This window comes from Citrobacter sp. Marseille-Q5395 (assembly GCF_947057495.1).
GTDB lineage: Bacteria > Pseudomonadota > Gammaproteobacteria > Enterobacterales > Enterobacteriaceae > Citrobacter > Citrobacter murliniae.
Genome location: NZ_CAMSEL010000020.1, coordinates 15,999 through 42,373, shown reverse-complemented (window position 1 = coordinate 42,373; position 26,375 = coordinate 15,999). Strand labels below are relative to the sequence as shown.

24 protein-coding genes are annotated in these 26,375 nt (G+C 52.8%); 20 read left to right on the top strand and 4 right to left on the bottom strand.

Features of this window, described 5'->3' with window-relative positions:
• The first annotated feature begins 138 nt into the window (after positions 1-138).
• From OH663_RS20370 to agp, 16 genes are all read left to right on the top strand, one after another.
• Entirely contained in the window at positions 139-501 is a 363-nt protein-coding gene (locus OH663_RS20370) for a copper resistance protein (RefSeq protein ID WP_200011941.1), read from the top strand.
• Positions 502-549: 48 nt separating this feature from the next.
• On the top strand, positions 550-2,430 hold the full coding sequence (locus OH663_RS20365) for a protein-disulfide reductase DsbD family protein (protein ID WP_200011938.1): 1,881 nt from the start codon (positions 550-552) through the stop codon (positions 2,428-2,430).
• Positions 2,427-3,050, top strand: a complete 624-nt coding sequence (locus tag OH663_RS20360; RefSeq protein WP_048221688.1) for a DsbA family protein — start codon at positions 2,427-2,429, stop codon at positions 3,048-3,050. Before OH663_RS20365 ends, OH663_RS20360 begins: the two co-directional genes overlap by 4 nt.
• Positions 3,040-3,546, top strand: a complete 507-nt coding sequence (locus OH663_RS20355; RefSeq protein ID WP_045441489.1) for a protein disulfide oxidoreductase — start codon at positions 3,040-3,042, stop codon at positions 3,544-3,546. Before OH663_RS20360 ends, OH663_RS20355 begins: the two co-directional genes overlap by 11 nt.
• Before the next feature lie 195 nt (positions 3,547-3,741).
• Positions 3,742-4,494, top strand: a complete 753-nt coding sequence (nqrC, locus tag OH663_RS20350; RefSeq protein ID WP_200011935.1) for an NADH:ubiquinone reductase (Na(+)-transporting) subunit C — start codon at positions 3,742-3,744, stop codon at positions 4,492-4,494.
• A 272-nt stretch (positions 4,495-4,766) separates the two neighbouring features.
• A complete protein-coding gene (locus tag OH663_RS20345; protein ID WP_048221687.1) occupies positions 4,767-6,716 on the top strand; it encodes an FTR1 family iron permease in 1,950 nt (649 codons plus the stop codon).
• A 29-nt stretch (positions 6,717-6,745) separates the two neighbouring features.
• On the top strand, positions 6,746-7,273 hold the full coding sequence (locus tag OH663_RS20340; protein ID WP_045441492.1) for an iron transporter: 528 nt from the start codon (positions 6,746-6,748) through the stop codon (positions 7,271-7,273).
• A gap of 201 nt (positions 7,274-7,474) precedes the next feature.
• Complete coding sequence (locus tag OH663_RS20335) at positions 7,475-8,854, top strand: Fe-S-containing protein (RefSeq protein WP_200011933.1); 1,380 nt, start codon at positions 7,475-7,477, stop codon at positions 8,852-8,854.
• Between the two features lie 2 nt (positions 8,855-8,856).
• The gene (locus OH663_RS20330; protein WP_200011931.1) at positions 8,857-10,140 is read left to right on the top strand and encodes an ABC transporter permease; all 1,284 of its coding nucleotides are present in this window, start codon (positions 8,857-8,859) and stop codon (positions 10,138-10,140) included.
• The gene (locus OH663_RS20325) at positions 10,130-11,260 is read left to right on the top strand and encodes an ABC transporter permease (RefSeq protein ID WP_045441495.1); all 1,131 of its coding nucleotides are present in this window, start codon (positions 10,130-10,132) and stop codon (positions 11,258-11,260) included. Before OH663_RS20330 ends, OH663_RS20325 begins: the two co-directional genes overlap by 11 nt.
• A gap of 4 nt (positions 11,261-11,264) precedes the next feature.
• On the top strand, positions 11,265-11,960 hold the full coding sequence (locus OH663_RS20320; RefSeq protein ID WP_045441496.1) for an ABC transporter ATP-binding protein: 696 nt from the start codon (positions 11,265-11,267) through the stop codon (positions 11,958-11,960).
• Complete coding sequence (locus tag OH663_RS20315; protein ID WP_200011930.1) at positions 11,947-12,432, top strand: TlpA family protein disulfide reductase; 486 nt, start codon at positions 11,947-11,949, stop codon at positions 12,430-12,432. Before OH663_RS20320 ends, OH663_RS20315 begins: the two co-directional genes overlap by 14 nt.
• Positions 12,433-12,456: 24 nt before the next feature.
• On the top strand, positions 12,457-12,945 hold the full coding sequence (locus tag OH663_RS20310; RefSeq protein WP_045441500.1) for a hypothetical protein: 489 nt from the start codon (positions 12,457-12,459) through the stop codon (positions 12,943-12,945).
• Between the two features lie 86 nt (positions 12,946-13,031).
• A complete protein-coding gene (locus OH663_RS20305) occupies positions 13,032-13,787 on the top strand; it encodes a sulfite exporter TauE/SafE family protein (protein WP_045441502.1) in 756 nt (251 codons plus the stop codon).
• Positions 13,788-13,855: 68 nt separating this feature from the next.
• Entirely contained in the window at positions 13,856-14,563 is a 708-nt protein-coding gene (locus OH663_RS20300) for an ArsR/SmtB family transcription factor (protein WP_045441504.1), read from the top strand.
• Between the two features lie 87 nt (positions 14,564-14,650).
• Complete coding sequence (gene agp / locus OH663_RS20295; RefSeq protein ID WP_045441506.1) at positions 14,651-15,892, top strand: bifunctional glucose-1-phosphatase/inositol phosphatase; 1,242 nt, start codon at positions 14,651-14,653, stop codon at positions 15,890-15,892.
• Positions 15,893-15,928: 36 nt separating this feature from the next.
• Here agp and OH663_RS20290 read toward each other — a convergent pair whose 3' ends face one another.
• Together OH663_RS20290 and wrbA are read right to left on the bottom strand one after the other, a co-directional pair.
• The gene (locus tag OH663_RS20290; protein WP_003036015.1) at positions 15,929-16,156 is read right to left on the bottom strand and encodes a YccJ family protein; all 228 of its coding nucleotides are present in this window, start codon (positions 16,154-16,156) and stop codon (positions 15,929-15,931) included.
• Between the two features lie 20 nt (positions 16,157-16,176).
• Complete coding sequence (wrbA, locus tag OH663_RS20285; protein WP_045441508.1) at positions 16,177-16,773, bottom strand: NAD(P)H:quinone oxidoreductase; 597 nt, start codon at positions 16,771-16,773, stop codon at positions 16,177-16,179.
• A gap of 385 nt (positions 16,774-17,158) precedes the next feature.
• On the opposite strand from wrbA, the gene OH663_RS20280 reads away from it, so the two are divergent.
• The 3 genes from OH663_RS20280 to rutR all read left to right on the top strand — a co-directional run bounded on the left by OH663_RS20280 (position 17,159) and on the right by rutR (position 19,104).
• Entirely contained in the window at positions 17,159-17,332 is a 174-nt protein-coding gene (locus tag OH663_RS20280; RefSeq protein ID WP_045441510.1) for a con-10 family general stress protein, read from the top strand.
• A gap of 160 nt (positions 17,333-17,492) precedes the next feature.
• Complete coding sequence (locus tag OH663_RS20275; protein ID WP_045441512.1) at positions 17,493-18,407, top strand: DMT family transporter; 915 nt, start codon at positions 17,493-17,495, stop codon at positions 18,405-18,407.
• A gap of 58 nt (positions 18,408-18,465) precedes the next feature.
• On the top strand, positions 18,466-19,104 hold the full coding sequence (gene rutR, locus OH663_RS20270; protein ID WP_200011929.1) for an HTH-type transcriptional regulator RutR: 639 nt from the start codon (positions 18,466-18,468) through the stop codon (positions 19,102-19,104).
• Here rutR and OH663_RS20265 read toward each other — a convergent pair.
• Both OH663_RS20265 and putA read right to left on the bottom strand, forming a co-directional pair.
• Positions 19,101-19,496 carry a lysozyme inhibitor LprI family protein gene (locus OH663_RS20265; RefSeq protein ID WP_048222731.1) on the bottom strand — a complete coding sequence of 132 codons (396 nt, stop codon included), beginning with the start codon at positions 19,494-19,496 and terminating at the stop codon, positions 19,101-19,103. The genes rutR and OH663_RS20265 overlap by 4 nt on opposite strands.
• A 756-nt stretch (positions 19,497-20,252) precedes the next feature.
• Positions 20,253-24,215: a trifunctional transcriptional regulator/proline dehydrogenase/L-glutamate gamma-semialdehyde dehydrogenase gene (putA, locus tag OH663_RS20260; RefSeq protein ID WP_200011927.1), complete on the bottom strand. Its 3,963-nt coding sequence runs from the start codon at positions 24,213-24,215 to the stop codon at positions 20,253-20,255.
• A gap of 422 nt (positions 24,216-24,637) precedes the next feature.
• Between putA and putP the strand changes: the two genes are divergently transcribed.
• Positions 24,638-26,146: a sodium/proline symporter PutP gene (gene putP / locus OH663_RS20255; protein WP_045441517.1), complete on the top strand. Its 1,509-nt coding sequence runs from the start codon at positions 24,638-24,640 to the stop codon at positions 26,144-26,146.
• Positions 26,147-26,375: the final 229 nt, after the last annotated feature.

Here is a 26,375-nt window from a genome sequence, read left to right as displayed (position 1 = left end):
CATTGATTATTATTTCGTGGCCGGGTGTGATAATGAACAGCAGATGTTAATCTCCGGTACCGACATAACTTTACAGCGTAAAGGTTGCCAAAACCTCACCAGTGGCTAAGATAACTCGCGTCAATCAGTGAGGGTATAATGGCGAAACGTCAACGGATGGGATGGTGGTTCCTCTGCCTGGCATGTGTTGTGGTGATAGTTTGCACCGCGCAACGCATGGCGGGTCTGCATGCGTTGCAGATGAATACCGCCGTCACTGCTGTCGTCGCGAGCGCGCAAACGGATACCGATGACGCCTCACCCGTTACCCCTTGTGAATTGAGCGCGAAGTCGTTACTGGCGTCGCCGCCTGTGCTGTTTGAAGGGGCGATTCTGGTGCTATGCCTGCTTCTGTCGCTGTTAGCGCCAGTGCGGGCTTTTCGTCTGCCTTTTTTCCCACCGCGAGCCATCTCGCCGCCCACGCTTAGGGTTCATCTCAGATTCTGTGTCTTCCGTGAATGACCAAACCGTTGTTGCTGACTGTTAGATAATTATTCACGGAGAAAAAATATGATGACTGTTTTCAGGCAGGCGCTGTTCTGTCTGTTATTGCTATGGCTGCCCGTATCCTGGGCGGCTGACATCGGCTGGCTGCGTTCACCCGATAACGACCATGCCAGCGTCCGGCTGCGTGCCGATACATCTGCTGAAGGGCAAGCCCGTCTACTGCTGGATGTGAAGCTGGAAGATGGCTGGAAAACCTACTGGCGTTCGCCGGGAGAGGGCGGTGTCGCGCCATCTGTCACCTGGAAAGGTGAAATGCCCGCAGTGGATTGGTTCTGGCCAACGCCTGCGCGCTTTGAGGTCGCCAATATCACTACCCAGGGGTATCACGATAAGGTGACATTCCCGATGGTGGTACACGGTACGCTACCAGCCACGATCAATGGCGTATTGACGCTATCAACGTGCAGCAATGTATGCCTGCTGACGGATTTTCCTTTTTCCGTAACACCTTCTGTTCAGGATCCGACATTTGCGCATGATTATGCCCAGGCAATGGGGCAGATCCCGCTTGCCAGCGGCCTGACAGATACGCTCAGCGCAGGGGCGCGGGCTGGAGAGTTGGTGGTCGAAGCGCACCGCGCGGGAGGCTGGTCCAAGCCCGGGCTTTATCTGGATACCGTCGATGATGTGGATTTCGGTATGCCGCAAATCCGCATTGATGGAGACACGCTGCTGGCGACAGTACCTGTCCATGACAGTTGGGGAGAAGGCGCGCCGGATTTACGCGGCAAGTTGGTCACGCTGGTCCTGGCCGATAATGGCGTTGCGCAGGAAAGTCGACTTGCTATTGGAGATGCTCCGGCTGTGGATACCGCTGCGCCTGCGATGTGGCAGGTGGTTGCGATGGCGTTGCTGGGTGGTCTGATCCTGAATCTGATGCCCTGTGTGCTACCGGTTTTGGGCATGAAGCTGGGTTCAATTTTGCTTGTCGAAGAGAAAAGTCGTCGTCAGGTTCGCCGTCAGTTTCTGGCGTCGGTGGCCGGAATTCTGGTCTCATTTATGGCCCTGGCATTGCTGATGACGGTACTGCGTATGACCAATCAGGCACTCGGCTGGGGGATCCAGTTCCAGAGCCCGTGGTTTATTGGCGTTATGGTGCTGGTAATGCTGGCGTTTAGCGCCAGTCTGTTCGGATTGTTTGAATTCCGGCTTCCTTCCACAATGACAACCACGCTGGCTACTCGCGGTGGCAACGGTCTGGCAGGGCATTTCTGGCAGGGCGCTTTTGCTACGCTGCTCGCCACGCCGTGCAGTGCACCGTTTCTCGGGACCGCGGTAGCGGTGGCGCTTACGGCTTCACTTCCAACGCTATGGGGACTTTTTCTCGCACTGGGGCTGGGCATGAGCTTGCCATGGCTGTTGGTGGCTCTCCGACCGGGTCTGGCATTGCGGTTACCACGTCCGGGGCGCTGGATGAACATCCTGCGACGTCTTCTGGGGGGGATGATGCTCGGCTCTGCTATCTGGCTGGCAACGTTACTGCTCCCGCATCTGGGTGTTTTCACACAAAGTGCAGTGAAAGAGAGTGTGAACTGGCAACCGCTTAGCGAGCAGGCCATCGACGATGCGCTTGCCCAACATAAGCGCGTAGTCGTTGATGTAACCGCCGACTGGTGCATTACCTGTAAGGTAAATAAATACAACGTATTGCATAAAGAAGACGTCCAGGCCGCACTGCAACAGCCTGATGTAGTGGCGTTACGCGGCGACTGGACGCTGCCTTCTGAAGCCATCACCGCATTTCTGAAAAAACGTGGCCAGGTTGCTGTGCCGTTTAACCAAATTTATGGCCCCGGTTTGCCGGAAGGTCAGGCGTTGCCAACATTGTTAACCCGCGAGGCGGTGTTAAAAACACTGGCAGATGCCAAAGGAGTCAATCCATGAAGATCCTGATTGTTTTGCTGTTAGCCTTGTTTTCAACCGTCAGCGTAGCGAAAGAGCCTGCACCGTTTACACCGGAACAGGAAAAGCAAATTGAAGCGCTCATTCAGGAAGCGCTGTTTAACGATCCTGACAGCCCGCGTATTGGTACAAAGCAGGCGAAACTGACGCTGATAAACTTCACCGATTACAACTGTCCGTACTGCAAGCAACTGGATCCTATGCTGGAAAAAATTGTGCAAAAGTATCCTGACGTGGCGGTGGTGATTAAACCGCTGCCGTTTAAAGGGGAAAGCTCCGTACTGTCGGCGCGGACTGCGCTGACAACGTGGCGCGAGCATCCGCAGCAGTTTCTGGCGCTGCATGAAAAACTGATGCAGAAGAGGGGCTACCACACGGCTGCCAGTATTAAGCAGGCGCAGGAAAAAGCCGCAGCCACTCCGGTAAATCTGGATGATAAAAGTTCAGAGACACTGAGCACTAACCTGCAACTGGCGCGGCTGGTGGGTGTGCGGGGAACGCCGGCTACGATAATTGGTGATGAGCTTATACCAGGCGCTGTGTCGTGGGAAACGCTTGAAGAAGTGGTCAAAGAAAAACTGGCGGCTGCCAATGAGCGGTAAACTGCGTCGTTGGCTGCGCGAAGGGCTGATCTTACTGGCGTTGTTAGCCGGGGCGATGCTGCTGATGGATGTATGGCGCGCGCCTCAACTGCCAGCATCGTTTGACAGTACGCCTTTGCAGACGCTGGATGGCGAAACCGTCACCCTCGCCGCACTCAGTAATGAGGAGCCGGTGCTGATCTATTTCTGGGCAAGCTGGTGTGGTGTGTGTCGCTTCACCACGCCGGAAGTCGCCAGGCTGCGATCAGAAGGGGAAAACATTATGACCATCGCGCTACGTTCCGGCAGCGAAGCGGATGTTGCTCACTGGCTGTCGCGCAAAGGTGTGGCATTTCCGGTTATTAACGATGCTGAGGGCACAATATCCCGCAGTTGGGATATTAGCGTCACTCCCACGCTAGTGGTGATGTCGCAAGGTCGTGTGGTATCGACAACCAGTGGCTGGACCAGCTACTGGGGGATGAAGATACGGCTGTGGTGGGCGAAAACGTGGTGATTTTTGTGCCGGGGAAACCCGGCATTTTTTATACGATAAAATGGCAGTAAAAACATGTTGTTCTGATATTAAAGCCCAAAGCTATATCGAAATGATTATATAGTTTTCATCGCTTCTGTAGTTGCAAATCTACAAAGGTAATGGCATACCTGAAGGCGTTTTAAATATCTTATTTCTTACAGGGATTATAGAAGAATGCACAAGGGTAAAGTTATTGTTGCATCAATGATGGTGTTTTGTGTCCTTATTTTTATTGCCGCTATTGCCTGGTTTATGGTGTTCCAGGGGGAAGTCACCGAACCGACCAGTGAAGAGAAAAATGCCGCCATTCTGCATGCTGCGGGCTTGCTAAAATCAGATGCACAGGATGAAAAAACTATAAATAATTTATTTCAACGTTATATTTTAGCGCGAAAGGTCAATCTGGATTCCGGGGAGTGGGTAGCTGACGATGCCATAACGCAAAGATGTAAGAAGCTCGCTCCGGAGCATGATCCCGCCAGGATCCACCAGCGCTGCGTAATTGCAGATGTCTATCTGGTGAAAAATAAAAACAATAAAATTCAACAAATTATAATTCCTGTTTTCGGTAAGGGGGCGAAGTCTATGATGCACGCCTTCCTTGCTCTTGACCTTGACGGGCGTACAGTTAAAAACCTGTATTACTACCAGCAGCGGGAAACTCCTTTTTTGGGGGCCAGAGTGGAAGATGAGAACTGGCGTAAACAATGGCCGGGTAAAAAAGTGGTTGATAATAACGGGAAGCCGGCGCTGAGAATAATTCAGGAAAAACCAGAGCATATCGATGAATATACGGTAGATGGTATTTCTGGTGCGACTCTGACATCGACGGGTGTAGAGAAAAGTATTAACTACTGGACAGGCGAACAGGGTTATGGTCGTTTTCTACAACGTATTACTCGTGATCCTGATATAATGATGCCCTGACACTTTTTGTTTTAAATAACGTTTTCCCTCATGCCCGCTGTCGGCTTCATTTGTGTCAGCGAGTATGGGGGAACGCTATTCTGCACGGTGTATAAATACTCCTGAATTAACGGCTTCATTAATAAATCCTGCCAGCCTCAACTTCGTATCCATCACATTTTTATGAAATAAATTTACATAACTTGTCACCCGTTGACATTTTTATGATCCAGGTCATGTACAACGCAGTCAAAAATCGATAATGATAATAATTATCATTTGTATTTTACGGGATGCGTACCGTGCGTAAGTTCTGCTCTTTCCTGCTGTTCACTTTGTGTGGCTTGCTTGTAAGCCTTCACGTATGGGCTGCAACAAACTATGCCCCGTTTATTGAGGATATCGAGCAACGTCTTGATAAAACGGCAGAACTTTACTCTCAACAGCAAACTGATGAAGCGCGTCGCACGGTGCAAATGGCCTACTTTGAGGTATTCGAAAACCTTGAAGGTCCGATTCGTATCAACATTTCCGCCAGCAAGAGTTATGAGATGGAAAGCGCTTTCGGTGAGATCCGTCGCATGATTGGCGAAAAAAAATCTCTCTCTGACGTGCAGGCTAAAATCGACTGGCTGAAGGCATCGCTGCGTGAAGTTGAACCTGTGCTGGATGGCGGGCATCGCCTGGTTGCCGAAGAGCAGCACAATGCGTTTTCCAGAACCGATATCGCCGTACACTGGCAAGAGAGTTTCCGCACTATCGACGATTTGCTGGCCCAGGCAGTAAATAACTATCAGGCCGGGAATCTCAGCGTTGCCAGCCAGCACGTTCAACAGGCGCACTATCAGGGTTTTAAAAACTCAGAGATGGAAATGTCGATCAGACAGAATCGATCGGCAAAAGACGCAGCAGCGATTAATCAGCAATTTTCTGCGCTGATTGCGCTCACCGCGCAGCCGGATCACCTCAATGATGTTTCTTATCAGGTCACAACGTTGTTACAGGATATTGAGGATCTTCTGCCCGGTCTGCCCACTACCCGTGACGAACAGCAGGTTGCAGCGTCGCAAAATACGGGTAACGCTCCAGCGGCAGAGGATGACAAAGCGCGCGCAGACTGGGCTGCGGTGTCGATGGGTATCAATCAAAGTATTCAGGAAGCGATTGCCCGCTATCAAGGGGGCGATGCGAAGAATGCCATTCTGGATGTGCAGGACAGTTACTTTGACCGCTTTGAAGCCAGCGGTATGGAAAACAAAATTGGCTCCCGTGACTCAGCGTTTAAAACCACGCTGGAGGCTTACTTTACGCGTCTGGTTAGCCTGATGAAAGCGGGTCAGCCAGTGGAAAGGCTCAACGCAGAAGCCAGCGCACTGGAGCAGGATCTACAAAAAGCGGTGGCGATGTTGGGAGAAGGCGAAGAGACCCAGTGGAGCCTGCTGCTCTATAGCCTGATGATCATTGTTCGCGAAGGGCTGGAAGCACTGCTTATTGTGGCGGCTATCGTGGCCTATATGGTGAAAAACAATCACCAGGATAAGTTACCGCTTATTCGTCAGTCGGTGATTGTCGCGCTGATCGCCAGCGTCATTACCGCTGTGATATTCCAGCTTCTGTTCACTAATTCTGGCGCCAGTCGTGAATTGCTCGAAGGCATAACGATGCTGATTGCCGTCGTCATGCTGTTCTTCATGAGCTACTGGTTACTGTCTAAGGTCGAAGCACGCCACTGGAAAGCCTGGCTGGAAGGAAAGCTGTCCCACTCACTTTCCCGTGGTTCACTGGTTGGACTGTGGCTGACCAGCTTCCTGGCTGTTTATCGCGAAGGGGCGGAAACCGTGCTGTTTTACTACGCCCTGGTCGGGGATGCGAATGATGTTTCCGGGCATATGGCGATTGCTGCAGGTTTTGTTATCGGCTGTGTTGTTCTGCTGGCCGCCTGGCTGCTCATGCGCTACTCGGTAGTACGCCTGCCGTTGAAGCCGTTCTTTATGTTTACCGGCAGTTTTATGTACCTGATGGCCTTTGTGTTTGCGGGCAAAGGGGTTCTGGAACTGGTGGAAGGCAAACTGTTCCAGCCGACGTTGATTAACGGCTTCCCTGAAATCAGCTGGTTGGGAATTTATCCCTACATGGAAACGTTATTACCGCAGGCCGTATTGCTGCTTGCAGCGCTGGTGGCGCTGTGGGTGATGCGGCGGAAAAGCACAGTCCCTGGGGAAACGATAAAAAATAATCTATAGCTGTTATTTAAGACGAGAGGATATGTCTGATGACCATGAAGAAAACCCTGATTGCCAGTGCAGTGATGGCCAGTATTTTCACTGCTCCGGCTGCGTTTGCCTTTAAGGAGTATCCGGCAGGCGAGCCTGTCACCATGAATGAGATGGAACTGGCTGCTGTCTATCTGCAGCCGATCGATATGGAGCCGCGCGGCATGGGGTTACCGGCAGCAAAAGCCGATATTCACCTTGAGGCGGATATTCACGCAGTGGAAGGCAGTAAAAATGGTTTCGGCGCAGGCGAATGGATCCCTTATCTGACCATCAGTTACACCTTAATTAACAGTGATACAGGTGAAAAACAAGAAGGTACCTTCATGCCGATGGTCGCCAGCGATGGTCCTCATTACGGCGCGAACATCAAAATGATGGGTGTGGGTAACTACAAAGTGACCTATCACATCGAACCACCGTCAAAAGCAGGTATGCACCGTCACACAGACAGTGATACGGGTGTTGGTCGCTGGTGGAAGCCATTTGATGTGAGCTATGAATTTAAATACGTTGGCCTGAACTAAGCGCTTTTCCCATCAGGCTGCTTTATTTGCCATTTTGGACCGGGCAGTGCTCACATCCCTAAGTACGACATGTACCCACGGTTTGTTCTGCGCTGCTCATCTCCCAACTGACCGCAAGCCTGAACGTTTGATGGGCAGGCTCTACATTATCGATGTACCTGGATAGTTACATCATTCAATCCGCCGTACAGAGTCGATGTTATGAGTTATTTTTTTGTCACGACGCTACAGGTTTTTTTCTGCATTGCGCTGCTCTCCGGGGTTCTGTGGAGTCGCAACGATCCTCCTTCTTTACGCCCACTCGTCTGGACCTTATTCACAGGCTTGATCGTTGGCGTGCTGGCGGGACTCACACTCCGTGGCACGCAGCCGGTGCAATTGCTGCTGGTCGGCACCGAAGTGATGATCACGCTGTTGTTTGTGTTGAGCTTCTGGTGGGTATCAAACCGCATTCGCTACCTGTGGCAGGGTATCCTGGTGTTTGGCGCGGCTCGACACTGGGCGCTGGATCCTAACCTTGGCGGATTAACCAGTACCCATGTGCTAAATACCGACCTGCTGCTGAATCTGACGGCAATGCTATTGGCTTTTGCGATCCTCTGCCTGGCGGGAGTGCTTTGCGCCATGCTGTTACGGCGTATTCGCGGGCTCTACTGGCCGTTAACACTGATCCTGATGGTCATGATTTGGCTGCCATTAAGCGGCAATCTACTGCTGTTGTTAATGAAGCTGCAGGTGCTACCGCTGGCAAAATCGCTATTGAGCTTCGTGGCCAAAGTGACAAACAACGCGGCGTTATTTAACTGGTTGGGAGCTGCTCTATTGCTTGTTCTGGCGCTGTGCTGGGTACCGGCGCTGCTGCGTGCTATCCGCCTGACGCGTGAAACCGATGAGCCGATTGCTCATCGACTGGCACTGGCGCATCGTCGAAATGCGTTCCGTCTCTGGCTGGTGACGCTGGGATGCGCGGTGGTTGTGATCGCCGGACAACTGTGGTGGGAAAAAGTCGCATCTCAGCCGCCGCAGTTATCAGAAGCAGTTCCGGTACAACTTGCCAGCGATGGCATGGTACATCTGCCGATAGAACAACTCCGTGATGGCAAGTTGCACCGCTTTGTCTGGGTGGCAGACGACGGTAAAGCTGTACGTTTTTTCGTGATTAACCGCTATCCCGACAAATTGCGTTTGGGCGTGGTTTTTGACGCCTGTCTGCTTTGTGGCGATCAGGGCTACGTGATGGAAGGGAATCAGGTTATCTGCGTGGCCTGCGGGGTACACATTTTCATTCCTTCGATTGGTAAACCTGGCGGTTGTAACCCGGTGCCGATTGAAAACTGGCGTAATGATGAGAAAGAGCTGGTGATCCCGGGTAAAGAGCTGGCAGCGGGCGTGAATTACTTCTCGACGGTCATGACCATTAATGTGACCGATCCGGTTGATGGTTCCCGGTTGACGAATACCTCGGCTGACTACAAATACAGCTATGGTGGCAAAACCTGGTTCTTCTCGTCTGAAGCAAACTACGACCGCTTCCGTAACACTCCGGAACAGTTCGTACCTGCCGAACTGAGGGAGGAGTAACAATGCTGTGGCGAATGTTACGACAATCCTGGGGGCGCAATCTCCGACGCAAGGGACTGGCTATTGTGACGGTATTTCTCGCATCCAGCCTGATCTCTGCACTGCTGGCGGTGTCGATTGATATTGGCGATAAAATGTCCAGAGAGCTGAAGTCTTACGGTGCCAATATTTTGATTGAACCCGCCGGGCAGGCGGCGTTGCCTGCGCTTTTCAGTGAAAACAGTAACCCACTATCGGGGCAGGATTTCCTTGATGAAGCGGAACTGCCAAACATTAAGGATATCTTCTGGCGTAACAACATTGTCGGCTTTGCCCCTATGCTCGGTGGTGAAGTCGACGTTGATGGCAAAGAGGTACGTATTCTTGGCACCTTCTTCAGCCAGCCGGTGGATATTCCAGATGAAGAAGGGTTTGAGACGGGGCAGAAAACAGTGAGCCCGTTCTGGCAGGTTACTGGCGACTGGCCGCAGGAGCCCGCAGGCGATGCCCCTCAAACTCTGGTGGGACATGCCCTGGCACGACAAACGGGCTGGAAGCCGGGCGATCAACTGGTAATACGTAACGGTAAAACAACATTGACCGTGACAGTCAGCGGAATCCTCTCCAGCGGCGGAGATGAAGATAACCAACTGGTTATGCCGTTGAGCACGGTGCAAACGCTTCTCGGTTTACCAGGCAAAGTGCAGGCCATTCGCGTCTCGGCGTTGACGGTGCCGGAAAACGAGCTTTCGCGCCGGGCGCGTGAAAATCTCGACGCATTAAATGCTGAAGAGTACGACCTTTGGTATTGCACGGCCTATGTCTCGTCTATTGCGCATCAACTGGAGGAGGCTATTTCCGGGGCAGAAGTCCGTCCTGTGTGGCAGGTTGCCGCATCTGAAGGTGTCGTTATCGATAAAATTCAGTTGCTGATGGGAGTTGTAACCGTCGCAGCACTGGCAGCTTCGGCAATGGGGATTGCGTCACTGATGACCAGCACCATTATGGAACGCGCTAAAGAGATCGGCCTGATGAAGGCGCTTGGAGCACATCAGTGGCAAATCATGCTGTTGTTCTATCTTGAAGCGGCTTCCAGTGGACTGGCCGGAGGGGCATTGGGATGCGTAGCCGGATGGGGAATGGCGAAAGCGATTGGCTTGATGCTATTTGATGCGCCATTGAATTTTGCCTGGATTGTAGTGCCCTGTGTATTGGTGATTGCGGTACTAATTGCCCTGATTGGCACCTGGTTCCCGGCTCGGCGCATTGCTCGTCTGTATCCTGTGGAGGTGCTGTATGGCCGCTAAACGCACAATGCTCTGGCTACTGGTATGGCGGGCTCTGCGTCTGCGCTTTCAGCGGGTTAGCGTGGTATTTGCCGCATTGATGGTGGGGGCGACCATCGTGACCGCGCTATCTGCGGTGTGGTTCGATATCAATACCAAAATGAGTGAAGAATTGCGTACCTTTGGCGCGAATTTCTACATCGGGCCAGGCCACGGCTCCAGCATGACACAGCAAGAGTTGCAGACCATTCTGGATCAGGCACCACAAGGTCTGGTTCACGGAGCCAGCCCATGGCTATACGGTATGGCGCGCACTGAACTGGAGAAGGTGGTCATTGTCGGCGTGTGGTTTGAATCCTTGCAAAGGCTGGTGCCGTACTGGCAGGTACAGGGGAGTTGGATTGGTGTCAGCTTTGACGATCGTAATGCGATGATTGGCGTCAAACTGGCGGAACGTCTTAGTGTCCAGCCGGGCGATAGCATCACCCTGGTGGATCACAATCAACGTAAAAACCTACAGATTAAAGGCATTGTTGAAGCCGGTGATGCGACAGATAACATGCTGATTGTGAGTCTTGACGTGGCGCAGGCGTGGCTGCATCAGCCCGGTAAAATCAGCCATGGGCTGATGAGTGTCAGCAACGATGTCGGTCAGGTGGAAAACTATGCTAACCGCTTGCAGGCTCAATACCCGGATCTGGAGATCCGTCCAATACGGAAAGTCTCTGCTTCAGAAGGACAGGTACTGGATAAGATAAAAGGGTTAATGGGGCTGGTATCGGTGGTGATCCTTGCATTGTCCTCTTTGTGTGTGAACACCACGCTGATGGCCATTGTTGGTGAACGCGCCCGTGAGTTTGCTCTGCAAAAAGCGTTGGGTGCCAGCAACGGTGATATTGTCCGGCAAATTCTCCTGGAAACCTGCATTATCGCGCTGGCTGCGGTGGTTTGCGGGTGGATCTTAGGGTATCTGTTGGCCCAATTGCTGGGGCTGACCGTATTCAATGCTGCAATTTCGCTACGCTGGCCAGTGCTGCCTGTCACCCTGACGTTATCTTTACTGGTCGCCATTCTGGCGGCGATTGTTCCGGTCCGGCGCGCGGTCAGTGTCGAACCCGCAAAAGTGTTGAAAGGAGAGTAACGCCATGTCCGTTATGCAGACCCCACCAATGGCGATTGAAACCCGCCATTTATATAAACGGTTCGGCGATGTTACCGCCTTAGATGATATCAACCTGCAAATAGTGCAGGGCGAGTTTGTCGCTATTATGGGCGCGTCTGGTTCAGGTAAAACGACATTGATGAATATTCTTACCTGCCTGGACACCGCGACAGAAGGTCAGGTGTTTTTAGATGGAATTGATGCCGCCGCACTGGATGAAGAGGGGCGGCGCCGTTTTCGTGCTGAAAAAATAGGGCTGGTGTTCCAGCAGTTTCATCTGATCCCGTTTTTAACCGCGCTGGAGAATATCATGCTGGCACAGCACTACCACAGCGTGGTCGATGAAGCGGCGGCCAGAAAGGTTCTGGAACAGGTGGGGCTTGGGCATCGCGTGACGCACCTGCCGAGTCAGCTTTCCGGAGGGGAGCAGCAACGGGTGTGCATTGCCCGGGCGCTGGTCAATGAGCCGCCGGTGATTTTTGCCGATGAGCCCACGGGTAACCTCGATGAGGAGAATGAACAGCGGGTACTGGATCTGCTCACCGACCTGCATCGCCAGGGGCGCACGATTGTGATGGTGACACATAATCCGGCGCTTGGGTTGTTTGCCGATCGTATTATCCGTCTGCAACATGGCAAATATCAGGGCGAGGAGGCTAATCAACATGCGCTGGACTAACGTATTAATTCTCGCCGTTTTGGTTCTGATGAGCGGATGTAAAGAAGAGAAACTGGCGGTTGGGCAGCCAGCCCCGGCGCTGGCAACGTTCGACATGCAGGGAAGAGAATCCGGGCTTGAACACTGGCGTGGGAAGTCTGTTTATCTTAACTTTTGGTCGGCGGGGTGTGGCGGCTGTCTTGCCGAAATGGACGCGCTGGAAGCGCTGAGTAAAAAGTGGGGCGATAAGGTGGTGGTCGTGGCGGTGAATACCGATCCAGAGACGGTGATGATTGATGGCTTACTGGCGAAACATCAGGTTTCTTATCCGGTACTTCGCGATCAGCTTAAGATTTCCCAGGAGCGTTATCAGGTCATCGGTACGCCAACCTCTGTGTTGATTGATCGGGAAGGTCGCGTGCTGGAATTACACCAGGGGATGCGGAAACCGCCTGAGTTAGAGGCTACGTTTGCGCGTCTGGCAGCCCTATAAACGCGATACAGGGAGAAGCGCTAAATGGCATTTAGGTGGAATGAAGAGAGTCTGACCGTCCTGCGTGAAAACGCAGGAGTTCTCACAACGGAGCAGATTGCGCAGATGCTTTGCACCAATATTACGGTTGTGCGTAATATGGCGTATCGACTGAAAATCGGCCTGCGGGTGTCGGCTTACAATCAAAAACGCATTGAACAGGTACAAGCTCTCTATGCGTCTTCTGAACCATTAAATCTGAAAGAGATTGCTGCAAAAACCGGGCTGACGTTCAGTACTGTGCAATACATTGTGTATGTAAAATTAAAAAGTAAACCGTATACCACACGGGAATATGTCTCCTTTGAAACCGATGACGCAGTTCATTATCGGATACAAAAAGAGTTCATTGATACTGAGCGTTCCCTTTTACACAACATTCCAGATAACACGCGCTTTCATCAATTGTACCTTACCGACGGGACCTTATATTGTGTGCGTAATATCCGTCGCGAAGTGATTATCTCCGAATAACCGGATGGCATATTTCGTCGCCCGACGAAGCAAGCATTACTATTAGCGTACAAACTGGCTTATCTTCTATTGCGGGAAAGTGAAGAATGGCCAATGTATATGCGAATGACCCCTCCCTGGTAATAATGATTGCTGCTACGTTTGTGCTGGCGGGCATGGTGAAAGGCGTAACCGGCATGGGGTTGCCCACGGTGGCTATGGGGATCCTCGGCTCGCTCATCTCTCCGGTTGCCGCTGCGGCAATGCTGTTGTTGCCTTCTCTGATAAGCAATGTGTTTCAGTTTGGCGGCGGGGGTAATACAGGCAGGTTGCTGCAACGGCTGTGGCCAATGTTGTTGATGGTCGTCATATCCACTCTGCTTGCCAGTGTCTGGATCACCGCGGGCAACACGACCCGAACTCAGTTTGCGCTTGGCGTGGCGCTGGTTGTCTATGCCGTCTGGACGCTGGCGGGAAAGAAAATCGCCGTGGATCCGCAACGTGAAAAACCGCTTTCCCTCGTCATTGGATTTGTGACCGGTTTATTGACCGGTGGCACTGGTGTCTTTGTTATGCCTGCTGTGCCATGGATCCAGTCTTTGGGGTTTGAAAAAGATGAGCTGGTGCAGGCGCTCGGGATCTCTTTTACCTTTTCGACGCTGGCTCTCGCGTTGGGTTTGTGGTGGCACAATGCATTGCCCATTCAGTCGCTGAGCTTATCGGCGTTTGCCATTATTCCTGCGCTGCTGGGCCAGTGGGTTGGAACCCGTGTGCGGCGGCTGATTTCTCCTGTGGTGTTCAAACACTGTTTTCTGTTCTGCCTGGTAGGGCTGGGTGTGGAAATGATGCTGCGCGCGGCGTGAGTCCAGCTATGACTTTATGGTGATTTCATGGCATGTTAATTCCAACGATCAGGCTGTGGGGGGAAGTAATGGCATCGGTAATGCTCAATGATGAAGAGGGCGAGCTGGAGTCGCGGATGGCGCTTACTGCGGCAGTGATGGCCGATAAATCGCGCTCGCGCATGTTGTGCGCCCTGATGGATGGCCGAGCCTGGACCGCAACCGAACTTAGCGCTGTGGCTGATGTGTCAGCTTCCACCGCCAGTGCGCACCTGGCGCGTCTGTGCGAGCAGCGATTCGTTGTTGCGCTCGCTCAGGGCCGGCATCGTTATTTTCGCCTCGCAGGAACGGAGATCGCCGAACTGCTGGAACGTTTGATGGGGGTGGCATGGGCAACATCAACGCCACGAAAAATTACCACGCCGCTGAGTTTGCGGCATGCCCGAACCTGTTATGACCATCTGGCCGGTGAAGTTGCGGTAATGCTTTTTGATACGCTGGTTGCCCGGCAATGGCTAACGTCTGATGGCGAAACGCTGACCAAACTTGGGCAGGAAATGCTGACGGAGATGGGGATTGTCCTGGCTGTGGGTTCATCCCGGCGAAAATTCAGCTGCGGCTGCCTGGACTGGAGTGAGCGACGCTACCATCCAGGCGGTGTGCTCGGCGCAACGCTTCTGCGTTGGTTTTCCGAACAGAAGTGGATTAAAACGCAGTCGGGCAGTCGCCATGTCACCTTCACTCCGCTTGGGATCCGCAAACTCCAGACGGAATTTGGCATCAAAGTTGTGCGGTAGATCTCCTGTTTTGCGAAAGCGTTCCCGGAAAAATGACATATTTCTGTCACACTCTTGAGGAATTGATAACAACAAGAGGTCGTAGGGATGAAAAAGTCGTTAATTGCCGCCGCCGTGGCAGGTGTTGTCTTATTGTCATCCGCCGCACAGGCGCAGACAACGCCGGAAGGCTATCAGCTTCAGCAAGTATTGATGATGAGTCGACATAACTTACGTGCACCTTTAGCCAATAATGGCAGCGTTCTTGAGCAGTCTACGCCAAAGCAATGGCCACAATGGGAGGTTCCGGGTGGCCAACTCACCACTAAAGGCGGCGTGCTGGAAATCTACATGGGTCATTACATGCGTGAATGGCTGGCAGAGCAGGGGATGGTGAAATCCGGTGAATGTCCGGCCCCTGATACGGTGTATACCTATGCTAACAGCTTGCAGCGTACGGTCGCGACCGCACAATTCTTCGTAACCGGTGCTTTCCCTGGGTGTGATGTTCCGGTGCATCATCAGGAAAAAATGGGCACCATGGACCCAACCTTTAATCCGGTTATCACTGATGATTCCGCCGCTTTTAGTCAGCAGGCCGTTCAGGCTATGGAAAAAGAGCGCAGCAAAATGCAGCTTAATGACAGCTACAAGTTGCTTGAGCAAATGACAAACTATAAGGACTCACCGTCCTGTAAAGAAAAACAGCAATGCTCCCTGATCGACGCCAAAGACACGTTCAGCGCGAAGTATCAACAGGAGCCCGGTGTTTCAGGACCGTTGAAGGTGGGTAATTCGCTGGTGGATGCGTTCACTTTGCAATATTACGAAGGCTTCCCGATGGACGATGTGGCCTGGGGTGAGATTAAATCCGACCAACAGTGGAAGGTGCTGTCGAAACTGAAAAACGGCTATCAGGACAGTCTGTTCACCTCGCCGGAAGTTGCACAGAACGTCGCTAAACCGCTGGTGAAATATATCGACAATGCGCTGGTGACTGAACGGACGAAAGCGCCGAAAATTACCGTGCTGGTGGGGCATGATTCAAACATTGCCTCGCTGCTAACGGCGCTGGATTTCAAACCCTACCAGTTACACGACCAGAACGAACGTACGCCGATCGGCGGGAAAATCGTCTTTCAACGCTGGCACGACAGCAATGCTAACCGTGACCTGATGAAAATTGAGTATGTGTATCAGAGTTCGCAACAGTTGCGTAATGCGGAAGTTCTGACGCTAAAATCCCCGGCACAGCGCGTGACGCTGGAACTGAAAGGTTGTCCGGTTGATACCAATGGATTTTGCCCCATCGATAAATTCGATAGCGTGCTGAATGAGGCGGCTAAGTAAAGAAAACTCCCCCGTGGAAGCGGGGGAGTCAGAGCGCTAGACGTTTTTACGTTCGATAGTCTGTTCACCCCAAAAGAGTGAATCTTTGTCAGTTTTCTCAAAGGCTTTGATTAGCACTTCGTCGCTACCTTCTTCCCAAATTTTTTCCGCCAGTTTCTCGTCATAGTGGGCGACTTCAAAAATGGCTTCGGCTATTTCCGGCGATGTATTGCGCAGACTTGCCCATTCGCCGACGCGATGGGCTTTCGCTTCTTGAGTTGGCATTCGAATCCTCCTGTTGAAGATTAGCCGTTGAGTTTTACTGCCAGGCCTGCGACATATTCCCCCTGGTAACGGGCAATAGATAATTCTTCCTGGCTTGGCTGCCGTGAGCCATCCGCTCCGGCAATCGTGGTGGCACCGTACGGAGTTCCGCCGCGTACTTGTGAGACATCAAACAGTTCTTGCGCGGCGTATCCAATAGGAACAATCACCATTCCGTGGTGGGCAAGCGTAGTCCAGGTCGATGTAATGGTTTGTTCCTGACCGCCGCCGGTTCCTGTCGAGCTGAATACGCTGGCAAGTTTGCCGTAAAGCCCGCCAGAAGCCCACAGTCCACCGGTCTGATCCAGGAAGGTACGCATCTGACCGGACATGTTGCCAAAGCGTGTGGGGGTACCGAAAATGATGGCGTCGTAATCAGCCAGTTCCTGCGGGGTTGCGACTGGTGCGTTTTGTGTTTTACCGCCCGCCTTAGCGAAGATTTCCGGCTGCATAGTTTCTGGCACACGCTTAATAATAACTTCTGCGCCATCCACTTTGTTTGCGCCTTCTGCGACTGCATGGGCCATGGTTTCAATGTGTCCATACATGGAATAATAGAGCACCAGAACTTTTGCCATTTTACACTACTCCTCGATTTAACCGTGTCCGTAGCGATTCGCTACCTACCTTTAAAGATATGACGTACTGCCAGGAGTGCAAATTTCACAATCATTTCTTTGATTTATAACAATTTTTATAACACGGGTTTTTGTTGCAAAATGATACATTTTTAAGCTGGTGGATTTTAGCTGTCATAAGAAAGACTTATTGATTTCGCTCTGTGATTATCTTCGTATTACTACCGATCCTGTTGCAGAATATTACCGTTAGCAGGTCGTCTGGTCAGGCTTCACTATGCTTAATCCCACGCAGTGATAATCAGGGCAATGCCCAAACGCTGCGTGAGGTATCACTCCTCAGCACCTATGCAATATGATGTCTAATCAATGACGGAGGTCAGTAATGGCAAACCATCGAGGCGGTTCCGGTAATTTTGCGGAAGACCGCGAAAGAGCATCAGAAGCAGGTCGAAAAGGTGGCCAGCACAGCGGGGGCAACTTCAAGAATGACCCGCAACGCGCTTCAGAGGCAGGCAAAAAAGGGGGCAAAAATAGCCACGGCAACACGAAACCGTAATTGCCGTGCTGTCTGTTAGATATATCGTGACGGCTGAGCTTTCATTGCCAGACGTTACATCGCCACCGCCGCCGGTTCTTCCGGCGGTTTTTTTGTATGCAAGGTTGAACTGTAACAAAACACAACGCAGACTAATGACATTCGGTTAATTGGGTGTCTCATGTCATTACTTTCTCGTTATTCCTTCTCCGTTAAACCCCAGGAAGCGATCCTCATTGTGATCACCATGTTCTGGGGTGGAACGTTTTTGGCGGTGCAGTATGCCGTCACGATGAGTGGTCCCTTCTTCTTTGTTGGCGTGCGCTTTGCTACAGCGGCGCTTGCGGTGGCACTACTGTCGTTACGCACATTACGTGGGTTGACATGGCTGGAAGTAAAAGCGGGTGTGGCGATCGGTGTATCCATTGCGCTGGGTTACAGCCTGCAAACCTGGGGGCTACAGTATATTCCCAGCAGTAAGTCTGCATTTATTACCGCCATGTATGTACCACTGGTGCCGCTTTTACAGTGGCTGTGCCTGGGCCGTATGCCGGGACTGATGCCGTGCGTCGGGATTGTACTGGCATTTATTGGGCTGATATTCCTTGCCGGACCTGGCGGTAATTTACTCGCTCTCGGTGAAGGGGAGTGGATCACGCTCGCCAGCGCGGTGGCGATAGCCGCAGAAATTATTCTGATCAGCGCATGGGCTGGGAAAGTGGATGTGCGGCGAGTCACGGTGGTGCAACTGGCAACCGCTTCAGTGGTGGCGTTTATTGCTATGGTTCCGGCGGGAGAGTCCGTACCGCCAGCGTCGACAGGGTTACTGGTCGTTGCTCTGGGGCTGGGTATTTTTAGCGCGATTATTCAGGTAACGATGAACTGGGCACAGCGCAGCGTATCTCCGACACGCGCCACGGTTATCTATACCGGAGAACCTGTGTGGGCGGGGATCTTTGGTCGCCTTGCCGGTGAACGCTTACCGCTACTGGCTTTGTTAGGCGCTGCTTTTATTATTGTTGGCGTCCTGGTCAGTGAACTGAAGTTCAATAAGAAAAAAGCCATACCGCAAGACGCGCCGCCGGAGTCGCTTTAATGTAACCATTCACCGCGTGATTTGTTATGCTGACGCCCTCAAAACAAGGAGAGGGCGCATGGCTCAACGCGCAGAGAAAAAAACAGGTAAACGCTCGCAGGCCGTCAGTGCTAAACGTCAGGCCATTTTAACGGCTGCATTAAATATCTTCTCCCAGTACGGGATCCATGGCACGCGTCTGGAGCAGGTGGCAGAGCAGGCGGGCGTGTCAAAAACCAATTTGCTCTATTACTACCCGTCTAAAGAGGTGCTGTATATTGCCGTTCTGCGGCAGATCCTCGACATCTGGCTGGCACCGTTGAGGGCTTTTCGTGAAGACTTTGCGCCGCTGGTGGCAATTAAAGAGTATATCCGTCTCAAACTGGAAGTTTCCCGCGATTATCCTCAGGCTTCCCGACTGTTTTGTATGGAGATGCTGGCGGGAGCGCCGCTGCTGATGACTGAGTTGACGGGCGATCTTAAAACGCTGATTGATGAGAAATCCGCACTGATTGCCGGATGGGTAAAGAGTGGGAAGCTGGCTCCGGTCGATCCGCATCATCTGATCTTTATGATTTGGGCTTCAACACAGCATTACGCTGATTTTGCCCCACAGGTAGAGGCAGTGACCGGCGCAACGCTGCGTGATGACGCTTTTTTTAACCAAACGGTTGAAAGTGTACAGCGGATGATAATCGAGGGGATCCGCGTGCGTTAACCGGCGGGCGGTAACGGGCAGCTTAAATCACCTTCTTCACACTGCAGGAGCGAGGCGAGAAATGCTTCGCGTTCGTTGGTTTTATCCATCAGACACTGGCTGGAAATCATCGACTGTACGCTGCCGCCTTCCGCACCGGAACTGATTAACGCGCAGTCAGCATCCCGCAGAGTTATCCACGCCACTTGCGCTTTTTTTAGCAGATCACGCTGAGCAGGCGCGGCGCGCTTAAGTGCATTCTGATAAGTATCATTTAGTTTTGCGTCAGCCGCTTTGAACTGCGCGGCAGCGCAGGTGTTCATTTCAATTTGGTTATTGGCGTTGGCACAGTCATCAGCCAGTGCCTGGCTGCTGAGCAACAGTGCCGCACATGTCAGTATTATTCGTTTCATGCTTCCCTCTGGCTGCATAAATAAGGTTCCGTTACCAGTAATGCTTGTTTGTTAAGTATTAGAAGAACATTTTACTCTGGAACAGGGTTCCGTTCACTTTATGTTCATGACTTTTCTGAGGCCTCTGCCCCTGTGAACGTGCAAGGGAGGCTCACCGCCGCCTCCCTTGCAACCCTGGCTCCCGGCAAGGAAAATCGTCGCTGCGCGATTTATTCGTCTTATTCCGTCTGCCTGTCGGGTCGGTGCCGAGCCTGCATCCCTGCAGGCCGTCCCCTCAGCCCGCTTCCCTGCGGGCTGCCCCGGTCAGCCGTCAACGCCTCATCGATTTTCAGCCGGACTAAGGGGGCCGCTTCAGCGCTCTGGCTTTCAGGTATTTCCTTTTTGCTGTTTAAACAAAAAATGCAGGAGGTCAGGTGTGGACTGGTCCGGCTGAAAATTGCCGACGCGTTTCCGAAAGGCCGGGAGAGCCAGCATGGATGCTGGCTCAGGGCGCGTTTTGCAGGGACGCTACCTCGCGCCCGGCCCGGTAGCCTGGAGGAATTAGCGGAGGGGATTGCGAAGCAACAATTTTCCTGCCGGGAGCCGGGATTGTAAAGGGCGTGGCGGAGAACGCCCTTTACACGTTCACAGGCATAACGGCTTCAGAGTGGTGAAGCATTCAAGGTGAACGTAACAAGGCGCCAGAGGCAATATATTCATTGTCATCTGGCGACGCTTTACTGACAGATCTGAAGCGTATACCCCATAACCACCGCCTTAGCCGATTGTCATCAGGCTGGCATTACCCCCGGCGGCGGCGGTATTGACGCTCAGCGAGCGTTCAATATACAGCCTCTCCAGCAGAATGTTGCTTTCGCCACGGGCAAACCCTTGTACCGAGACAATCGCCCCTTCCCGCGCGGCGACTGCTTCACACAGCGCACGCAACTGGTCGGAATCGCCGTGGAAGATAACCGCATCTAACGGTTGCGCGGTAAGGTTATCGGTTTTGGCAAACTGAATGCGACCGGAAACAGCCGCAGGCAGACGCTTTGCCAGTTCACGGTGGAAAGCATCATCTGGCCACAGGATCAAACTGCCAACAGATGTCACGGCGGCAACCTGCACCAGCGCATCCTGCTCGTCATCCGCAATACACAGTACGCGTTCACGTGGCAGCAGCGTCCAGGTGTTGCGCTCCCCGGTAGGACCCGGCAGCAGACGCTGAGTCCCGGCCTGCGCCAGTTCGGCAAATTGCTGACAGAGCGCATGCAGTGATGGGCGGTCGGCTGCCCACCCGGTGAGCGCATCAAGAGGCTGAATAAGCGCCGCTTTGAGCTGAGCATCAACAGGATAATCTGCATCCTGGCGGGCAAGCGTTACGCTCAGCGCATTTTCTGGGCGGTTTGCCAGCAGGCGATACAGATAGAGCGGGCCACCCGCTTTTGGACCGGTTCCTGATAAACCTTCACCACCAAATGGCTGTACGCCGACTACTGCGCCAACCATATTGCGGTTGACGTAGAGGTTACCTACATGCGCCGTACCGGTGACCTGGGCGATGGTTTCATCAATACGGGTATGCACGCCCAGCGTCAGACCGTAGCCGGAGGCATTAATCTGCTCAATCAGGCTGCCCAGATTGTTACGGGTGTAGCGCACGACGTGCAGTACCGGACCGAACACCTCTTTTTGCAACTCGTCGAAGCTTTCCAGTTCGATAAGCGTGGGGGCAACAAAGGTTCCGGTTTGCCATTCACGCGCATCATCACTGTTTTCACGCACGGCCTGGAATACCGGGCGACCTTTGGCGCGCATCGCCTGAATATGGCGCTCAATATTCGCTTTGGCTTCAGCATCGATAACCGGCCCAATATCGGTCGTCAGGCGACCCGGATTGCCCATCCGGCATTCCGCCATTGCGCCGCGCAGCATTTTCAACGTGTGATCGGCGATATCATCCTGCAGACACAGTACCCGTAGCGCCGAGCAACGCTGTCCTGCGCTGTCAAAGGCAGAGGCCACCACATCCACAACAACCTGTTCTGTCAGCGCAGAGGAGTCCACGATCATCGCGTTCATTCCACCGGTTTCAGCGATAAGTGGGATCGGGCGACCCTGAGCATCAAGACGGGTGGCGATATTGCGTTGTAACAACGTGGCGACTTCCGTGGAGCCAGTGAACATCACGCCGCGTACGCGTTCATCGGATGTGAGTTGCGCCCCGACGGTTTCACCCTGACCAGGCAACAACTGCACCACGCCCGGCGGCACACCGGCCTCCAGTAAGATGGCGATGCCCTGGGCGGCAATCAGCGGGGTTTGTTCCGCAGGTTTTGCCAACACGCTGTTACCCGCCGCCAATGCGGCAGCAATCTGTCCGGTGAAAATTGCCAGCGGGAAGTTCCATGGGCTGATGCAGACGACCGGGCCTAACGGACGATGCGTTTCGTTGTCAAAATCATCACGAACCTGACCTGCGTAATAGTGCAGGAAGTCTACGGCTTCGCGCACCTCAGCAATGGCGTTGCTAAAGGTTTTACCCGCTTCACGCACCAGAATACCAATCAGTTGTTGCATCTGGCCTTCCATCAGAATGGCGGCACGCTGCAGAATAGCGGCACGTTCCTGTGGCGGTGTTGCGAACCAGATCGGGGCATTATTTACCGCGCTCTGTAACGCCAGCTCCACTTCAGCATGGGTGGCTTCGCGTACATAACCCACAATATCTTTGGGTTCTGCCGGGTTAATGACGGGGATCATTTCTCCGTCTGCTACTGAATGCTCCAGTATTGGTTTGGCATGCCATTTTTGCAGGGCACTATTGAGCAGAGCAGAGGACAGCGAGGCCAGACGATGTTCGTTCGCAAGATCCAGTCCGGCTGAGTTATCGCGCCCCTTGCCGTACAGGTCGCGTGGTAGCGCAATCTTCGGATGTGGCAGACCCGCCTGGCCTTCCTGTTGTGCCATTTTTTCAACGGCTTCGACCGGATCGGCAACCAGTTCATCCAGTGGCAAGGTGGTGTCTGCAATACGGTTAACGAACGAGGTGTTAGCCCCGTTCTCCAGCAGACGACGCACCAGGTACGCCAGCAGCGTTTCATGCGTCCCCACCGGCGCATAAATACGACATGGGCGGTTTAGTTTGCCGTCCGCCACTTTGCCTGTGACCTGTTCGTACAACGGTTCGCCCATACCATGCAAGCACTGGAATTCGTACTGTCCAGGGTAGTAGTTCTGACCCGCCAGCTGATAAATCGCTGCCAGTGTATGCGCGTTATGGGTCGCGAACTGAGGGTAGATCAGGTTCGGTACGGCGAGCAGTTTTTTCGCACAGGCCAGATAGGAAACGTCGGTGTAAACCTTGCGGGTATAGACCGGATAACCTTCCAGTCCGTCCATCTGGGCACGCTTGATTTCGCTGTCCCAGTACGCACCTTTAACCAGACGGATCATCAGGCGACGGCGGCTGCGTGTTGCCAGGTCAATCAGGTAGTCGATAACAAACGGACAGCGCTTCTGATAGGCCTGGATAACAAAACCTATACCGTTCCAGCCTGCCAGTTCAGGTTCAAAGCAGAGTTTTTCCAGCAGGTCGAGGGAGATTTCCAGACGATCCGCTTCTTCAGCATCAATATTGATGCCGATGTCGTACTGGCGCGCCAGCAGGGTTAGCGACTTCAGGCGCGGATACAGCTCATCCATCACGCGATCGTACTGTGCGCGGCTATAGCGCGGGTGCAGCGCTGACAGCTTGATCGAAATTCCCGGACCTTCATAAATCCCACGACCGTTAGAGGCTTTACCAATGGCGTGGATCGCCTGCTGATAAGAGACCATATAGGCCTGCGCATCGGCGGCGGTCAGCGCGGCTTCTCCCAGCATGTCATAGGAGTAGCGGAAGCCTTTATCTTCCAGCTTGCGCGCATTCGCCAGCGCTTCTGCGATGGTTTCCCCGGTGACAAACTGCTCGCCCATTAAGCGCATCGCCATATCGACGCCTTTACGCACCAACGGTTCGCCGCTCTTGCCGATGATGCGGTTTAGCGAGCGTGAGAGGCTGGCTTCGTTATGCGTGGAGACCAGGCGCCCGGTAAACAGCAGCCCCCAGGTTGCGGCGTTCACGAACAGGGACGGGCTGCGGCCAATGTGCGACTGCCAGTTGCCGTTGCTGATTTTGTCGCGAATTAACGCATCACGAGTGGCTTTGTCAGGAATACGCAGCAGCGCTTCCGCCAGGCACATCAACGCAACGCCCTCCTGTGAAGAGAGAGAGAACTCCTGCAATAATCCCTGTACCATGCCGGCACGGCCGCTGGCGGTTTTCTGGTTACGCAGTTTGTCAGCGAGTTGATACGCCAGCTTATGAGCCTGTTCCGCGATCGGCTGCGGCAGACGAGCCTGCTCCATCAGCATCGGTACTGCGTCAGTTTCAGCGCGGCGATACGCGGCGGTGATGGCCGCACGTGAGACAGACTGAGGCAGGATCTGTTCGGCAAACTCCAGGAAAGGCTGGTGTGTTTCATTCTGATGCGCGGTGGTTTCCTCGCTCTCGTTCGCTGCACCAGCCAGCAGGGCAGGTAGCTCAGGAAGGGCATCGTCATTTTCCAGTCTTTCGAGATAATTAAAGATGGCTTGCTTAATCAGCCAGTGCGGTGTGCGATCGATTCGTGATGCTGCTGTTTTAATACGCTCGCGTGTGGCGTCGTCCAGCTTAACCCCCATCGTGGTGGTTCCCATGCCGTTTACTCCTGTTGTACTGAAATACGGGTCTGATAGTTACCGAGAAATATCTACCATGTTGCAACTTTGTGCAACCGTGTTAAATGTGACCTGGTTTGCAAGCTTGAAAATGAATGAAATGTTAATAAATATTGTTCTTATGATGAGCGTTGTAAAAATAACGAAATCTTTTTCTCTGCGGTAGTTAACACTTTTTAAAGGTGCAACCGAAAAAAATGTGAGGGAGTGCAACCTCCAGAAAAATGCTATCCAATCTGGATCAAATTTGATGTAAATGATGTGTTAAATCGATTGTGAATGACCATCGCTTCCGGCAGGATACGGTCGCCCTGGTAAACATAGATATCTTCGCCACGTTCCGGCAGGGTAATAAAACGGCAAGTCACGACATTGCCGATACATAATTTTGGAGAGTTTTGATGGCTATTAGCACACCGATGTTAGTGACATTCTGTGTCTATATTTTTGGCATGATATTGATAGGGTTTATTGCATGGCGTTCGACCAAAAACTTTGATGACTATATTCTCGGTGGGCGCAGTCTGGGGCCATTTGTAACTGCGTTATCCGCCGGGGCATCTGATATGAGCGGCTGGCTGCTGATGGGGCTGCCAGGCGCGATTTTCCTGTCGGGTATTTCAGAAAGCTGGATTGCTATCGGCCTGACATTAGGCGCGTGGATCAACTGGAAGCTGGTGGCGGGTCGCCTACGTGTTCACACTGAATACAATAACAACGCCCTGACGCTACCGGATTACTTTACCGGTCGTTTCGAAGATAAAAGCCGTATTCTGCGTATTATCTCCGCGCTGGTTATTCTGCTGTTTTTCACCATCTATTGTGCTTCAGGTATTGTGGCAGGGGCGCGTCTGTTCGAGAGCACCTTTGGCATGAGCTATGAAACTGCCCTGTGGGCCGGTGCGGCAGCGACAATCATTTATACCTTTATTGGTGGTTTCCTCGCGGTAAGCTGGACCGATACCGTGCAGGCCAGCCTGATGATCTTTGCTCTGATCCTGACGCCGGTGATGGTCATTATTGGCGTGGGCGGATTTGAAGACTCGCTGGAAGTGATCAAACAAAAGAGCATTGAGAACGTGGATATGCTCAAAGGACTGAACTTTGTTGCCATCATTTCCCTGATGGGCTGGGGTCTGGGCTACTTCGGCCAGCCGCACATTCTGGCGCGCTTTATGGCAGCCGATTCCCACCATAGTATTGTTCACGCACGCCGCATCAGTATGACCTGGATGATCTTGTGTCTGGCGGGCGCGGTCGCAGTTGGTTTCTTTGGTATCGCTTACTTCAATAACAACCCGTCTCTGGCGGGGGCGGTCAATCAGAACGCCGAGCGTGTGTTTATTGAACTGGCGCAAATCCTGTTTAACCCATGGATTGCCGGTATTCTGCTGTCTGCCATCCTTGCGGCAGTGATGTCGACGCTGAGCTGCCAGCTGTTGGTGTGTTCCAGCGCTATTACGGAAGATTTATACAAAGCGTTCCTGCGTAAAAATGCCAGCCAGAAAGAACTGGTGTGGATTGGGCGCATCATGGTGCTGGTTGTCGCGCTAATCTCTATTGCGCTGGCGGCAAACCCGGAAAACCGCGTACTTGGTCTGGTGAGCTACGCCTGGGCTGGTTTTGGTGCGGCGTTTGGCCCGGTCGTGTTGTTCTCCGTCATGTGGTCGCGTATGACCCGTAACGGCGCGTTGGCAGGGATGATCATCGGTGCGGTGACGGTTATCGTCTGGAAGCAGTTCGCGTGGTTGGGTCTGTATGAAATCATCCCTGGCTTCATTTTCGGCAGCATTGGGATCGTCGTCTTCAGCCTGTTGGGTAAAGCGCCATCTGCGGCAATGCAGAAACGTTTTGCCGAGGCGGATGCCCACTATCACTCAGCGCCGCCGTCACGTTTACAGGTAGAATAACCTGCCCAACATCTCTAAAGCTCGCTGCGTGCGTAACACCGTTCACTTAAGATGCTTTGAGTGAACGGGATACTGGGTGTTGACGTATGACGTACGCCACGCAGTAGAAGTGTAAGTAAGCAAAAAACTAGCGGACAGCCTGATCATTTCTTACAGCCAGGGGCTTCCGCTCACTGGAATGAAACCACCCGTTAAGCTCAATTCTCCTAACGCGGGAAACTACCGTTTT

Bases quoted from the DNA above. Each gene is read 5' to 3' on its own strand.
- OH663_RS20265 (WP_048222731.1), bottom strand. From the start codon at position 19,496: ATGAAACGAATAATACTGACATGTGCGGCACTGTTGCTCAGCAGCCAG.
- OH663_RS20290 (WP_003036015.1), bottom strand. From the start codon at position 16,156: ATGCCAACTCAAGAAGCGAAAGCCCATCGCGTCGGCGAATGGGCAAGT.
- OH663_RS20305 (WP_045441502.1), top strand. From the start codon at position 13,032: ATGGCCAATGTATATGCGAATGACCCCTCCCTGGTAATAATGATTGCT.
- OH663_RS20280 (WP_045441510.1), top strand. From the start codon at position 17,159: ATGGCAAACCATCGAGGCGGTTCCGGTAATTTTGCGGAAGACCGCGAA.
- OH663_RS20325 (WP_045441495.1), top strand. From the start codon at position 10,130: ATGGCCGCTAAACGCACAATGCTCTGGCTACTGGTATGGCGGGCTCTG.
- nqrC (WP_200011935.1), top strand. From the start codon at position 3,742: ATGCACAAGGGTAAAGTTATTGTTGCATCAATGATGGTGTTTTGTGTC.
- OH663_RS20330 (WP_200011931.1), top strand. From the start codon at position 8,857: ATGCTGTGGCGAATGTTACGACAATCCTGGGGGCGCAATCTCCGACGC.
- OH663_RS20340 (WP_045441492.1), top strand. From the start codon at position 6,746: ATGACCATGAAGAAAACCCTGATTGCCAGTGCAGTGATGGCCAGTATT.
- OH663_RS20310 (WP_045441500.1), top strand. From the start codon at position 12,457: ATGGCATTTAGGTGGAATGAAGAGAGTCTGACCGTCCTGCGTGAAAAC.
- wrbA (WP_045441508.1), bottom strand. From the start codon at position 16,773: ATGGCAAAAGTTCTGGTGCTCTATTATTCCATGTATGGACACATTGAA.
- rutR (WP_200011929.1), top strand. From the start codon at position 18,466: ATGGCTCAACGCGCAGAGAAAAAAACAGGTAAACGCTCGCAGGCCGTC.
- agp (WP_045441506.1), top strand. From the start codon at position 14,651: ATGAAAAAGTCGTTAATTGCCGCCGCCGTGGCAGGTGTTGTCTTATTG.
- putA (WP_200011927.1), bottom strand. From the start codon at position 24,215: ATGGGAACCACCACGATGGGGGTTAAGCTGGACGACGCCACACGCGAG.
- OH663_RS20315 (WP_200011930.1), top strand. From the start codon at position 11,947: ATGCGCTGGACTAACGTATTAATTCTCGCCGTTTTGGTTCTGATGAGC.
- putP (WP_045441517.1), top strand. From the start codon at position 24,638: ATGGCTATTAGCACACCGATGTTAGTGACATTCTGTGTCTATATTTTT.
- OH663_RS20360 (WP_048221688.1), top strand. From the start codon at position 2,427: ATGAAGATCCTGATTGTTTTGCTGTTAGCCTTGTTTTCAACCGTCAGC.
- OH663_RS20300 (WP_045441504.1), top strand. From the start codon at position 13,856: ATGGCATCGGTAATGCTCAATGATGAAGAGGGCGAGCTGGAGTCGCGG.
- OH663_RS20355 (WP_045441489.1), top strand. From the start codon at position 3,040: ATGAGCGGTAAACTGCGTCGTTGGCTGCGCGAAGGGCTGATCTTACTG.
- OH663_RS20320 (WP_045441496.1), top strand. From the start codon at position 11,265: ATGTCCGTTATGCAGACCCCACCAATGGCGATTGAAACCCGCCATTTA.
- OH663_RS20335 (WP_200011933.1), top strand. From the start codon at position 7,475: ATGAGTTATTTTTTTGTCACGACGCTACAGGTTTTTTTCTGCATTGCG.
- OH663_RS20370 (WP_200011941.1), top strand. From the start codon at position 139: ATGGCGAAACGTCAACGGATGGGATGGTGGTTCCTCTGCCTGGCATGT.
- OH663_RS20345 (WP_048221687.1), top strand. From the start codon at position 4,767: ATGCGTACCGTGCGTAAGTTCTGCTCTTTCCTGCTGTTCACTTTGTGT.
- OH663_RS20365 (WP_200011938.1), top strand. From the start codon at position 550: ATGATGACTGTTTTCAGGCAGGCGCTGTTCTGTCTGTTATTGCTATGG.
- OH663_RS20275 (WP_045441512.1), top strand. From the start codon at position 17,493: ATGTCATTACTTTCTCGTTATTCCTTCTCCGTTAAACCCCAGGAAGCG.